This is a genomic window from Candidatus Anoxymicrobium japonicum (assembly GCA_002843005.1).
GTDB lineage: Bacteria > Actinomycetota > Geothermincolia > Fen-727 > Anoxymicrobiaceae > Anoxymicrobium > Anoxymicrobium japonicum.
In genome coordinates this window covers 1-13,301 of sequence record PHEX01000048.1, presented here as the reverse complement: position 1 = coordinate 13,301, position 13,301 = coordinate 1, and the positions used below count along the sequence as shown (strand labels likewise).

At 54.5% G+C, this 13,301-nt stretch carries 8 protein-coding genes; all 8 read right to left on the bottom strand.

The window, feature by feature from the left end; all coding sequences use genetic code 11:
* The coding region (locus CVT63_05780; GenBank protein ID PKQ27865.1) for an IS3 family transposase at window positions 1-117 on the bottom strand (117 nt) is incomplete at its 3' end.
* 91 nt (window positions 118-208) lie between these two features.
* Window positions 209-580, bottom strand: a complete 372-nt coding sequence (locus tag CVT63_05775) for a hypothetical protein (protein PKQ27864.1) — start codon at window positions 578-580, stop codon at window positions 209-211.
* 13 nt (window positions 581-593) lie between these two features.
* Window positions 594-1,019: a hypothetical protein gene (locus tag CVT63_05770; GenBank protein PKQ27863.1), complete on the bottom strand. Its 426-nt coding sequence runs from the start codon at window positions 1,017-1,019 to the stop codon at window positions 594-596.
* A 10-nt stretch (window positions 1,020-1,029) separates the two neighbouring features.
* Window positions 1,030-4,347, bottom strand: coding sequence for an AAA+ family ATPase (locus CVT63_05765; protein ID PKQ27862.1), 3,318 nt, complete (start codon window positions 4,345-4,347; stop codon window positions 1,030-1,032).
* A gap of 10 nt (window positions 4,348-4,357) precedes the next feature.
* Window positions 4,358-7,297: a hypothetical protein gene (locus CVT63_05760; GenBank protein PKQ27861.1), complete on the bottom strand. Its 2,940-nt coding sequence runs from the start codon at window positions 7,295-7,297 to the stop codon at window positions 4,358-4,360.
* 156 nt (window positions 7,298-7,453) lie between these two features.
* On the bottom strand, window positions 7,454-9,061 hold the full coding sequence (locus tag CVT63_05755) for a transcriptional regulator (protein ID PKQ27867.1): 1,608 nt from the start codon (window positions 9,059-9,061) through the stop codon (window positions 7,454-7,456).
* 29 nt (window positions 9,062-9,090) lie between these two features.
* Entirely contained in the window at window positions 9,091-12,591 is a 3,501-nt protein-coding gene (locus CVT63_05750; GenBank protein ID PKQ27866.1) for an RNA helicase, read from the bottom strand.
* A 406-nt stretch (window positions 12,592-12,997) separates the two neighbouring features.
* Window positions 12,998-13,207 (bottom strand): hypothetical protein, encoded by a 210-nt coding sequence (locus CVT63_05745; GenBank protein ID PKQ27860.1) that lies wholly within the window; start codon window positions 13,205-13,207, stop codon window positions 12,998-13,000.
* Window positions 13,208-13,301 lie beyond the last annotated feature (94 nt).

The following is a 13,301-nucleotide window of genomic DNA, read 5'->3' as shown; positions in this document are numbered from 1 at the left end:
CGGATGCACGTCGAACCGCTCGGCTAATTGGACAAGGGTCTGCTCTTCCTTGATCGCCTCCAGGGCCACCCTGGCCTTGAACGCCGGTCCGTGGTTTCTTCTCGGTCTTTTTGGCATATTCACTGCTCCTTTCTGTCTTCAGATTGGGAGCAGTTTACCACCTAAGCCCCTGTCCAGTTTTTCCCGGCCAGCTCTCTTCTTATGACAACTAGCTCAGCAGGCGTTTGAGATTTGGCCAGTTCCATTGAATAAGGGGTCCCGCATTCGGCACGGGGGTGGGATTTGTGCCTTGATATCCAACTATCTGGTGGATGGGCTTCTTCATTGCATTCGCCATCCTTACTTCTTTCCTTACGCCTGGCGCTCTGTATGTACTTCTGCCCACCATAACGAGCACAACGTCAGACATGTATATCCGGTGCCGAGCTTCAGCTTCCCAGTCACTTTCAGGTGCAGCTTCTTTCATTGACCAGTCCATTACTTCGAAGGGCGAATCGGGATTTCTTGACTGGCCAACAATAAATTCTTTCAAGGCCTTATCATTTTCAAAATCAAAACTTACGAAGACCTTCTTTTTCATCTCAAATCACCAATCACTTCTTAACAACATAAGCTACGATTGTTACTGCTATCACGATTACAGCAAGCGGACAGTATAGAAATAAAACTGATTTTGAAAAACAGAGACTTATCCAGCTTCTTGTTGATTCGACAAATGGCTCGGTTTTCATAGAGAAAATACCATCGGGCAAAGCACTCGACTCGTTTTTCCTGACTTCATCATACAGAGCGCGGAAAAGATGCTCTTGCCGCAAGTAGTAAGCATCCAAACCCCAGAATAACAATGCTGGCACTAAGGCAATCAGGAAATACAAAGGCCGAACATTTTTGGTCACAGCAAGAGCGAATATCGCAGAAATGATGGTGATCGCCCAACCTTTATATGCGAAAGAGTTACGCCCGAGTCGATTTATTATGCCCTGTATTAAGTCAAGGTGATTGACGGTTTCCTTCTCCATTTGATGTCCCTCATTCTTTCTCAAACCCGTAGCTTTCAAACTTCAGGGTGCGGCAGTTCTCGGTCACGTCTCGTATTGTCTTCTCGGGGACCCCGTCCGGAATATCTGCTTGGATTTCGAGTGTTACCTCGACGTTTGAGCCCAGGAGACTCGTGAGGTGTTGAATCACTTCATCCGCGATGCTGCCAACGTCGCGGCTCATACGGAGCGGGTCAAGTCTAACGGCGCCGTGGAACCTTCTAGCGATCTCCTCGATTATCACTTCTTGACCTGGCGGGCCTACAACGACTGAACCTAGTGTGCCCCCTGGTGGCATTGGTCCCGGCGGTGGTTCAATAACCGCCTTCTCGGCTCTCAACTGAAGAGCGGCCACGTCTGGCTTGACCACTAATGTTTCGTTTTCGACAAGGATTCTGGCGCTCTGGCCCGCCACCAGGCCTTTGTACCTCTTCTTCTTATCATCCCGCGCTTCGGCGTAGGCAAAAGTGTCCGTCTCCCACATCAGACTTCCCACGCCGTCTCTGATTGCATCGATGAGTACGTCCTCTGAGCGTAACCGCGGCAGGTATAAGTAAGTCGCGAAATCCTCCAAGAGCTGCTTGATTCCAACATGGTCGCCGCGCCAGAGCGGGATACGATCCAGTTCGTGGCGCAGCCGAATACCGCCAAGCTGTACCAGAAGAAGCTCCTCGTTCTTCAACTTCTTCGAAGCGCGAACAGCCAAGGGATCCTGACCTTGCTGGCGCGTCTCGCTCCACTCGATACTGCCGGTCGGGTCAGCCTGTTCCGGTACCAGCAGCCACTGGAACGTTTCGGGTATCCGCGCCTCGACGGTCATGTCCGCGTTCTGGTACTTCGTTTCAGCCTGGCGCGTCTGGAAGGCGTTCAGGTTGAGCTCCTCGCGGTCTTTGTATATCGACTGCCAGGCGAGGTATTGGTATGTCGCTTCGTCGAGGTCCTGCAAACGAGTCTTGTCGGGTGCGAGAAAGACAAGAGTGTTCCTGTAAGTCCGCGGACTGTTACCCCTGGACTCGAGTATTGCCGCCGCAGCCTCTCGCGCTGGGCTTTTCTTCTCCTTGGTGGTATGTGGGTACTCCGGGCCTAGAATAACAAGACGCGCTTCCTTCTCGTCCGGGATATCGCCGCTCGGGGCGCACGCGTGCACTTTAGCGAAGTCACCCCTTGACCCAGCATGCCGCCTGAGCCGCCGGCTTATCTCCTCTGTCACATCTGCTTCATGCAGCTGGCTCGCCCTGTCTTCCGCAAGACGGTTAACGGTAGGCTGCGTGGAGTACCAATAGCGATGACCATGACTGTCCACATAGAGGTATGTGGCCCTGTCTGTCAGGCGGCGAAGCGCGTCCCCAAAGGTCGCCGCGCTTTCGCCAGGCTGTACGCAGCCCAGCTTCACCTGCCGGTCATCAATACCGAGGTTCGCGGCACGCTGCACCGGCGCTGACCCCATGTAGATGGCACGAGCTACCTTCCGGCATGCTGAGTACCGCCCAAGGTTGGGGTTCTCGCGGTCAAGTTCCATGGGCAGGGAGTTCTGCCCATCGACATCTTTTTCGATTACAGCGTCCCACCCCTCCTCGAGGTAGCGCTTGAGCTCGAAGCCCACTCGCTGATCCTCCATGGGAACACTCGCGGGCATGATGAGAAGGCTGTTGTCCTGTCGTTCCCACAAGCTGTTGATGACAGCTGCCATCAACCTCAGAACCCCACGCGTCCGCTGGAACTTCTCGAGTGTTGACCAGTCCTCGAAGAGCCTGTCGAATAGCTCAGGGTGGATGGGGTACGCAGCTTTCATTCGCCGCTCATAGTTAGCCTCACGGCAAGGGTTTGGAAACTCTTGCTGCTGGCTGCCGTACATTTCCGAGAAGGCCCGGGCGACCTGGTCGCGTGAAACAAACAGAGATGAGTCAGTAATGGGTTCGAACAGCCGCCGCCGCACGATCTCGAAGCCTTCTTCCGAACTCGCTGGCCTCCAGGAGGCCTCGACCCGCCCTATCGCATTCTTGAGCCTTGATAGCGCAGCCCTGCCCCGTTCCCCTCCAACCTCGATATCAGAGACCTTCCCATCATCGTCATGGGGGCTCGGGCTCTCCGAGGCCGGGATGCTCACGACCAGCATCGTATCTTTGGCTGCCTTGACTGCTTCTGTGAGGGCCTGGGCAAAGGTGAACTGCGTCTCGAATGTCCCGGCTGGAAGAGTGCTGTCCTCGTGAAGCTGCCTCGCGTAAGCCACCCATTCGTCGATGAGAATCAAACAGGGGGAGTATTTGTTGAACAGCTCCCTCAGAGCATCCCCCGGATTTGTCGATGTCTCATCGGCTTCCTTTACCAGCTCGTATCCTTCCTTGCCGCCGAGCTGCCATGCAACCTCTCCCCAGAGGGTGCGAATCTTAGTACCATCGGGCTTCTTGTGGACCTGGCCCGGGGAGATTTTGGTGCCGACGAAGACTGCCCTACGCACTCCGGTGGGCACGGTCGCCTCGGCATCCTTTAGCAAGTCCTCTACTCCTGGCAACTCCGAGGCAGGGGCCCCGGAAAAGAGGTGAAAGAGCGCGAGCTGAGAGTGCGTCTTGCCACCTCCGAAGTTGGTCTGAAGCTCAACTACGGGGTCCCCACCATTCCCCCCGAGCCGCAGTATGGAGTTCTTCAGGAGCTGTTTCAGGCCTTCGGTTAGGAACGTGCGGTGGAAGAACATCGTCGGATCCCTGTACTCGTCTGAGCCCTCGCCAAGGTAGACCTGCCAGAGGTCGGCTGCGAACTCAGCCTGTTGATACTTGCCTGAGGCAACATCGGGGTGCGGGGTTACGATTTCTCGCCAGGGCTTTAAGTTCTCCGCCGGTCTCCCTTCTACGGGAGCAGACTTACGATCCTCACTACGGCGCTGCTCCTCAAAACGGAGGCGTAGCAGTTCCATCTTCATCTTCTCGATCTGATCCGCTTCCGCTGCAGAAACGGCGTTGAGCAACCGCGCCATGCTGTCCAAGGCGCGGTAGGTATCGTCTGTACTGAAGCTTTCCTGATGAGCCCAACTGTTTCGGACATCCCTCAGTTCGCTTACGAGATTGCGTTCCGCGAAGCCAAGGGTTCTCTTGAAAACGTCATTCCATTTCTTGGACATGATGATCAGGATGACCTGAGGGTCTTTCCAGTTGAGCTTCTTGCCAGCGTCGGCAGCGTCGGTGAACGTCTTTGAAGCTTCGTGCTCCCACCCCTTACCATAGACAGACCTCATCTCCCGCTCGACGAAAGGGAAGAGCCCCTTGGTCAGCAGAAGAAGGCCTTCATCTATCCGGTCTCTGTTGGTCTTAGCCATATCTCCTCACCTATTCGTTTTCGAACAGACCAGTCTGAGGTCCGTAGCCTTCCGCGGCGGCAGCATGCGCGAGTCTCGTTATCTCTGGCCAGGCAATGACGAGGCTGTTGTAGGCGAGGGCCTCCCGCGCCCAGCCTTTGCGCTCGCAGATATTGTAGAGGCGATAGGAGAGGTCCCGCGCCGTTTCCCCATGGCCACCGCCCAACTTGCGGAGGAGGGCGGCCGCGCCCTGCTCTCCCTGCTGGTCGAGCGCCTGGATAAGGTACTGCGCCGCCTCCCATCCGGTGAACCGTTTGTCCCTCGCAGGGTCCCAGTCTTCCATAAGCTCATCACGTTTCAATAAGCGGACCTTGCCTGCCTTGGCTTCCAGGATTCCCGCATCCACCAGTCCGTTCACAGCTGTGTTCTTCGCCTTGGAAAGAGTCTCCGCGACCCCGAACGGGCCTTGCTCCATGCCGAACTGGTCAAACCAAGCGATCGCCCAGCGTGTGTCGGCGTCGAACTCGCCCTCCTGCTCGGCGAGCACCTCGTCTAACATCTGGTTAATCAGGCCGAGTGCTGTGCGAACCAACATGGGCGAGCCGTCAGACTCCATCACCTTCGAGTAGCGAGTGAACACGGCCATGCCTGGACCGATTGATGCCTGTGCGAGATCCACGGGGGCGATGTTACCGTGCTGTAAATTCTTCAGTGCATCTGGGAGCTCATTCTTAAGGGCAGACAGGAACTCCCGTCGGGTAGCAAGGGGGGAATCATCAGTGCGAGGTCGGCAGACAAGTATAATAGAGGAAGCCAGAGCATTCGCTCCCAAACTGATGCTCCTGGTACTCCTCTCAGTACGCATAGGCCATGTGCCGTGGACACTGAACCCAGCGTGTATAAGACCAGCGAGCATCGTCTCCCAGCCTGTCGAAGCCGTGACCTTGCTGCTACCGACCCCGTTCTTCCCTGCATCACCTCCATCTGTCTCCGCTTGCTTGAAGGCGTAATAGACGGTGATTGGGAAAGAAGGGTTCTGTGCTTCTCGCATTGACATGAAGGTTTTGCCAAGCCCTTCCTCGAAGAACACTTTCGCTTTGTCCTTGCTACCTTCGTGACGGTACGGAGAAGCAATCAGTTCCTGTGTTTTTGGCGTCAGGAGCGTTGAGAAGAGCTGAGGATAGATGCGGCCAAGGGCCCGTCTGAGCCAAATGTAAAAGAAGTCACTAAGGTCAGCATAGCCGATGTTGTCATAGTATGGAGGGTCTGTTGACACGACCGGAGTCTCGATTCCATCCAATGCAGCAGTTGCATCGAGTTGTCTGGCAGCGCCTTGTAGATTGGATGGCAAACGCTCGAGAACACGACAAGTCCAACCTATAGCCCCAGACCAATCCCCACTCGCACCGCCCATCGGGTTTCCTTCGCAGAAATCCCAGACCATAGGGAGAGCTTGCCGTGCAAACGTACCTCTTACGAAACCGCTCGCGGTTTCCCAAGTGGCTAATGTAGCCCAGTAGTCGGCACTTCGGCTAGACGCGAGACCAAGGTAAGTTGTCACTCCATCCGCATACGCAGTCTTACCGATACCATCAGCATCAATTGATCGATCATCATCGGGAAGTGCAACTGATGAAATGGCGTCTTTGAGTACCTGCTCCCGTGCTTCCTGAACAAGGTCGCTGAAAGTGGTAAGAGCCACAAGCTGGCGGTTCGTGAATAGTTCATGCCATTTGGTGATGCCATATCCTCGCCCACTGACAAGATCCTTTGAAGCGGTATTCATATCTATTTCGGGTTTCCATCCTGGCTTGGTAGACCGCGCAATACGCTCTTGGCTTTCTACGGGATTTAGATAAACACGACTTCTATTGCCTTCGGCGACAACCGCCATTAGAATATCCGAGTTTCTCTTTGCTCTAAACTCGCCTCGGACATAATCTTTAGTCATAGGTGATCCACTAATAATGCAATTGAAGCTTGCCCCACGACCTGCCTTCGTTCCTTTGCCAGGGTCGAAATCCTCTGGCGGCTTTCCAACATGAATCTCGAAGCTATACGTATTGGCTTCTCTGTCGACAACAGGCTGTACGTACGCTTCCTTCCCTTTCTTGGTCGAAAGCCAAAAGGACTGCACAAGCGGTACGTGCGCACCCTTGCAAGCTGGGTTTGGGCTCGGTACCGTCCTAGCCCAGAGCCAGGCGATGACAGTCAGCTCCTGGTCAGCGTAGGGCTCGAGGTCGGGGCGGTCCTTAACCATCTCCTTGGTGACCTTCACCTTGGGGTAGAAGTGACCTATTCGCTTCTCGGCCTCGTCCCGCATCCACTTTCCGTAGTAGCGGACGTCATCGGCTAGCCCTTCTGCCCCTTTCCATTCCTTTTCGGTAAGGCGTTTCTCCTCACGAGCTTCAGGGTTCACAGGAGGCAATCCTGCAAACTTCGGCGGTATCTCTATAAGCGCCTTAGTGATGAGGACGGCCACCGGGTTGAGGTCGCTGCCGTAAGCTCTTAAGCCTAGGCGCTGTGCCTCAAGCGGAATGCTTCCTCCACCGCAGAAGGGGTCCAACACGGGCGGTGCTTTCTCTGCCAGGTATTTCCTGATGGCTTCAGCCCCTTCTGGCATCGCGTCCCCAAGGTTGCGGGATATGGAGCGGGCCATCTCCGTCTGGGCCATCAATAGCACAGTCTCGTTGTTCGAGTTCTCCCACTTAACCAGCTGCTCTATGATTTCAAAGAGCCGCTTCCGTTCCGCTTCCTGGTCCTCCTCCGTTGGGAACAGCTCTGGCCATGCCGAAGGATCGTCCACTAGCGAAGCGAACAGCACAGCCCGGCAGGCGGCAAGCGGTCTTCGCGCCCACCAAAGGTGCATGGTCGATGGGTGTCCGTGCCTGATGGATTTCTCTCGAGCAGACTCCTTGTTTATTGCCTCCAGTGGGAGAGCGACTTCAATCAGCTTTCTGCGATACTCCATCAATCTACTCCAAATTGCTTATTTAATTGCATTCTAATTGCATTTAGTCTAATGGTCAGATGCAATACTTTGGTCCCACAAATCCCTTTGAATCCGGCATTATCAGACTTGCCCTTACTCGATGACGCAACTTACCTTCCACAGTTATTGCAATCCTTATTGCAATCCTAGAGGTATTTGACCGGGGTACCATTTAGCCCCACGTGTTTTTCCTTGAACATGAATCTTGCCTTCGTCTCGAAGCTCTCTAAGCAGACTTTGAATCTGCCCACGGTTGTGGCTTGGCAACACTTGGTAGAACTCTTCCATTCGAGAGCCAGTGTCAGGACTGCCTTCGATATGTTTCAAAAGGAGTGCTTTGTTCGTGTCCCGGTCGAGGCCTTTCCTCCTTGTATAAGTTCCAGCTTTGCCGAGGTGCTTATAGAACTTACGAGATAAGACATACTGCGAACCCCTCCCACGGCCAGTTTTTTCAATAACTCCAATTTCAACTAAACGAAACAAGCTATCTTTAAGCCTATCTGGTATCTTCTGTCCCCTGGACACAAGGTCAACTAGCAAGAAGTCAGATGTAGAAAAAGTCTCGAGACGTTCCCTCCCTAGTTTTTCGAAAAATCGAAGAAACTCTTGGTTCGTCACATTCCCGTGCAACGTCAACCAAACATGGTCGCTATCAGTGTTTGTAAAGTCGGGTCTAGGTTTGCTCTCTTTGATACAAGTTTCAAATATTCGGTTCATTCCTTGTCCTGATCGTTCCACGAGGCCGCATCTGCCGAATGCTTCAGCGATACGTCGATTTCGTGGTGCCTGCTCCCACAAGATGTTTGCGAGAGAAATGCCAGGTGGAAATCCACCGGGACTGACGATTTCCAGTCGCAACGGATACTGCCGAACGAAGACCGAGCTGCCCAGTCGGTAGTCCCTGTGACTGATAGCATTCAGAATGGCTTCTCGCACCGCCTCTTCGTTGAATGTCGGGATGTCCAAGATGAAGAGTCCGTCCTGGGAGTGTTGCATGTCATTTCTAAGATTAATCAGTTTCCAGAGTTCGTCATAGAAAGAAAAGAAGCCCAGCCGAAATTCATGCCGTTGTTGAGCCGGACCGGTAGCATCGCTGGACCGATATTCAAATATTACTTCTGCTTGGGACAAACATCGGCTTAAAGCATCGCTTTTTCCTAAGAGAACAAGAGCGGCATTTGTTACACCATCATTGGTCACCAATTCCGCATCAGAAAGAAGCTGCTCAACAGCCATACCTTTCAGGCGCTCATTTCCCGATTTCTTTGCCCACCGCGCTCGGAAGATATCTATTGCGTTCAAATCAAGATCATCTAGAGTGGCCTTGTCACATACTTCCGCAGAGTAATCGGGCTCAGCTTCATCGAGAATTCTCTTCAGCACATCCGGAAGCATTGGAACGAGACTATCGCCGGAGCGCATGAAATATTGGCCCTTATATTGAATTGGCAATCCGATAGGTCGAGATGGAACCTTGAAAACCAGTACTCGACCATCAGTGTGGTCTATTTGTTCCGCATCAATCCTGAGGTGGATTGCATTCATCAAGCCATTCTTTGTTCTACCGAGGGTCCGAAAAGCTAGTGTGCCCACAACTCGGCGTGGTTTCTTGTCCGTAATTCCCAAGAAGATTCTGCCGCCGCCTTCGTTGGCAAGGGCAACGCAATATCCAACAAGCTTCTCGAACTCAAAGCTCGTCCTTGCTTCTTTGAATTCGAAATGCTCATTTTCACCAGCTTGCATCCATGTTTTGAGTTGCTCGATTCTTTCACTCACCGTGTTTCCTGTCCCAAATGCAGAAGCGTCGGCAAATCATAGTTCACGCTGGTGACTCCAAAGTCCGGTTCTTTCTGAAATGGCCTTTGTATGTAGTGGGTTGTCGTAGAGTCAATGTCTACTTCGACAATAGCTAGTATGAAGTCTTCGGGCTTGTTCAAGCCAGTGAGTATCTCGTTCTTCGAAATAGTGACAGTTGTCGCTCCCTTAACGCGCCCCTTGACCTCGATGAATCGCAGAAGTCCCGTTTTGGGGATAGATGATTCGATGTCATAACCCCTGTTCTCGGCGTGAACATCGGCGGGCTTAAAACCAAGACTTTTCTCAGCTTCCATCACGGCGGCCATCGCCAGTTCTTCAACGCGCTTTGTTTCTCTTGCGAAGGTATCGGGGGTTGGAATCCCGGTGAGCTTCGCGAGCAGTCCGGCGGGAATGACCATGGCAGCACCGACAATCACCGGCGGAAGTGGTGAGAGGTTACGTTCCTGTTCAAGCTCTGTCAGTCGCTTCTGGAGGCGCGCGGTCAATGCATCCGCGCGCTCCCTGGCTTGAGCGGAGTTCAGTTTGGCGTTGGTCTTGCCCGCGAGTTCTTGGAGCTTAAGTTCCTCAGCGCGATGGTCCCAGTAGTTGATTTCCTTTGTAAGGCGGTCTTTAACGGCTTTCATCGTTTTGTCAACAATCTCTTCTTTTCGCCTGCGAACCTCGCCCAGGTGCTCAGGGACCAGGTGCTCAGCGGCATACTCGAGGACTTTTGCCTCCAGGTCACTGCTTGCCCAGTCGGGCTCTTCAAATGTATCAACAAGAGCTTTCTCATCATCGTTCAGGGGTCGATAGTCGAGGTACGGCGCGTAACCAGCAGCCCTGGTCGCTCCTGAGTCGTCAATCTCCATGAACTGGAACCGGCGGGACATTACCCTGCGCTGGCCCGTGCGGTCCGTCCGGGCATCCTGTATGGAGTGTTGGAGGAAGACGAGGACTCGCGCATGCTCTGAGGAGTCTTTCTCGTCAACGAGAACGGCTCCCCGCTTTAGAAGGTCGCGGTATCTCTCGATCACGAGGTCGATCGTGGAGTCCAACAATGGATGTCCGGGGCAAACGAAAGCGGCGACAGGTTTACCCGGCACGTTGATTTGGTCTTTCTCGAATGTTATTCTCTCGTATTTCCGCAATACAGAATCGCGTGTTCCAATGACGCGATCGCGGTTTCGAACAGCCGCGGGGACATTCGTGATTTCGTAGCGCTTTGGCTCACGTCCCTTCATCGTCCCGCCGAGGCGACGGAATGCCTCGAGGAAGAAAGAGGCTATGAAGTGTGGCTGGAGGCGGCGAGCCTCGGCGCGCTCCATGTCTTCCCGTATCTCCTGGACTACTCTCGAATCCATTGAGTCGTGGGTAAGAGCGCGCTCCTCGATGAGCTCTTTGAGATGCTCACGGTCGACCGTCTCGTCCACGATTTGAGTCAGCCGGGCGCGGACGTCGGGGTTATCTCCGTACCTTATGGCCTCGAGCAGGAGTTCTCGCAACGGCTTGTCTTCGAAAGTCAGGCTACCGAGCACGTCGAAGACCTGGCCGCCAAGGGCTTCGCGCTCCCTATCGAGCTTCTCAAGCAAAGTAAAGTAGACCTCGCCTTCCCGGGTCTCATTGGCGACCATGTTCCAGAGGTGACAGACCTCCGTCTGCCCTATCCTGTGGATGCGCCCGAACCGCTGCTCTATCCGGTTGGGGTTCCAGGGGAGGTCGTAGTTGACCATGAGGTGTGCGCGCTGGAGGTTTATACCTTCACCCGCGGCGTCGGTGGCGATGAGCACCTCTACGTCTTTATCCTGGGTGAACTTCTGTTCGGCGTTCTTTCGAAGTTCGCGTCCCATACTGCCGTGGATGATGATAACCGCTTCGGGCCTGCCGAGCAGGGAAGTGACGCGCTCGTGTAGGTAGTTCAACGTGTCCAGATGTTCTGTGAAGATGATGAGCTTCCGGCGGTGACCGTGCGCATCGAACATCTCGGTTCTGTTCTGCAGGAGCGAAGAGAGCTCTTCCCACTTCCTGTCAGTGCCGGACTGCCGGACCCGCATGGCAACTTCCTGCAGACGCTTGAGTATCTTGATCTCTTCCTGGAGCTCGGCGATCGTCTGGGCGGCGGAAGCCTGGTCGACCACCTCTTCTTCGATGGCTTCCGCTTCCTCGCTCTGAACATCCTCGACGTCCTCAAAGCCATCGGTTATCAGCAACTCGAGCATCTCGTCTATGTCTTTCTTGTCGCTTTTAACTCTGTCGAGCAGTTTCTCTTCTCGAAGGCGCTTCTCGAGGCGCTCGCGCCGCCGCCTTAGCGACTGGTATATGGCCTCCGGGGACGATGCGAGCCGCCTCTGAAGGATGGTGAGGGCGAAGCCAATGGTACCCTTACGGCCTTTCTCCAGTGCTTCAGCCCGGTTGAACTCCTCGCGAACGTACTCGGTCACCTGCTTGTAGAGCTCGGCTTCGGCATCCGAGAGTGTGTAGTTCGCCGTGTATGCCCGGCGCTCGGGGAACAGGGGCTTCCCATCAAACTTGACGAGCTGTTCTTTGACCAAGCGCCGCATGAGGTCAGACGCGTCCGATACATGAACGCCATCCCGGAAACGGCCCTCGAATCTGTCGCCGTCCAGCAGCGCCATGAAAAGCTGGAAGTCATCCTCCTTCCCGTTGTGGGGCGTGGCGGTAAGCAGGAGGAAGTGACGGGTCAGCGTTGAGAGCACCTGGCCGAGGTTGTAGCGTTTGGTCCGTTTAATCTCGCCACCGAAGAAATGGGCGCTCATCTTGTGGGCCTCATCGCAGACTATGAGATCCCAGTCCGTCGTGGCGAGCTTGGCCTGGACGTTTTCATTTCGGCTGAGCTTGTCGAGGCGGCATATCGCGAGCGGGTTTTCGGCGAACCAGTTTCCTGTACGAGCCGCGTCGAAGGCATCGTTCGTCATTATCTCGAACGGGAGATGGAACTTCTGTGAGAGCTCATCCTGCCACTGCTCGACAAGGTTACCGGGACACACGACCATACAGCGCTCGACGTCTCCGCGGGCAATAAGCTCCTTGATGAAGAGCCCCGCCATTATCGTCTTGCCCGAGCCGGGATCGTCTGCGAGGAGGAACCGGAGTGGCTGGCGCGGGATCAGCTCCCCGTAGACGGCGGTTATCTGGTGAGGGAGTGGTTCGACCAGGGAAGTGTGGACTGCAAGAAGGGGATCGAAGAGATAGGCGAGTCGGATACGCTGGGCTTCACTTACCAGCCGGAATAGCGCCCCGTCCCCGTCGAAGCTCCACGGTTTGCCGGCAGTGACGACTTCTAGTGTGGGCTCGTGGTCGCGGTAGACGAGCTCGTTGCCGAGGCGACCGGAGGCGTCCTTATAGGTAAGCTCGACCGCGACCGAGCCAACCCACTTCACGTCTACGACAGACACCAGCTCGTCCGGCAGGATGCCCTTGACCGATGCCCCTCGCGTTAGCTTCTCAAGATTCGCCATCACCCAGCCTTTGTTAATCACGCCGAAATGAGTCCAACATTCGGCAACTCCCTGATTTTATAAGGCCTCGTTCACCCGGAGGCCGTGCAACCGCGGTTGAATAAAGCACAAAAGGGAGTAACCGAGTGCCCCAGAACGTGCCTATGAAATACTATCATAGGGCGGTGACAGAGTTCCCTCTCGTCGCGACAGGTATGCGGCGTCGCGAGTGCGTCGCGAGCCATGTCGCGAGCCATGTCGCAATCCTCTGTCGCAGTAGCCCGTCACAGTTTGTCACAGCTTTCTGTCGTAGCTTGTCACAGCAACTCATGGACTGACCCTTTCCCCGAGGGGGTACTGTTTGGTAGGGTCGGTGGGACTGGTGCCGCTTTCGGACAATAACTTCCTGTCCAGCATTGCTTTAAGATCACTTGAGAGGAATCAAGGCAATGATATGGGTCCAGCTCAATTGTCGTATCAGCGATACGACAATTTCTTCGTTGGGGAACACCTCGGCGAATTGGATCATGCGGCGCAGATTTTTCTCTGCGAAGCTGCCGCCATACTCGCGCGTCAATTCTTGCGACAGTGTGGCAAAAATCTGTTTTCCGTAATCGGCGCGCTTTCCTTTCAACAGCGATTATCACGAGAAGAAAAGCATACTACTTTCTCACACGAATTCGAATACCAGACGCCTGCCGCCCCACCAGGAAACGCTCACGTCCGGATAG

Coding starts and splice junctions, on each gene's coding strand:
- CVT63_05765 (PKQ27862.1), bottom strand. CDS start 4,347: ATGGCTAAGACCAACAGAGACCGGATAGATGAAGGCCTTCTTCTGCTG.
- CVT63_05755 (PKQ27867.1), bottom strand. CDS start 9,061: ATGCAAGCTGGTGAAAATGAGCATTTCGAATTCAAAGAAGCAAGGACG.
- CVT63_05750 (PKQ27866.1), bottom strand. CDS start 12,591: ATGGCGAATCTTGAGAAGCTAACGCGAGGGGCATCGGTCAAGGGCATC.
- CVT63_05775 (PKQ27864.1), bottom strand. CDS start 580: ATGAAAAAGAAGGTCTTCGTAAGTTTTGATTTTGAAAATGATAAGGCC.
- CVT63_05770 (PKQ27863.1), bottom strand. CDS start 1,019: ATGGAGAAGGAAACCGTCAATCACCTTGACTTAATACAGGGCATAATA.
- CVT63_05760 (PKQ27861.1), bottom strand. CDS start 7,297: ATGGAGTATCGCAGAAAGCTGATTGAAGTCGCTCTCCCACTGGAGGCA.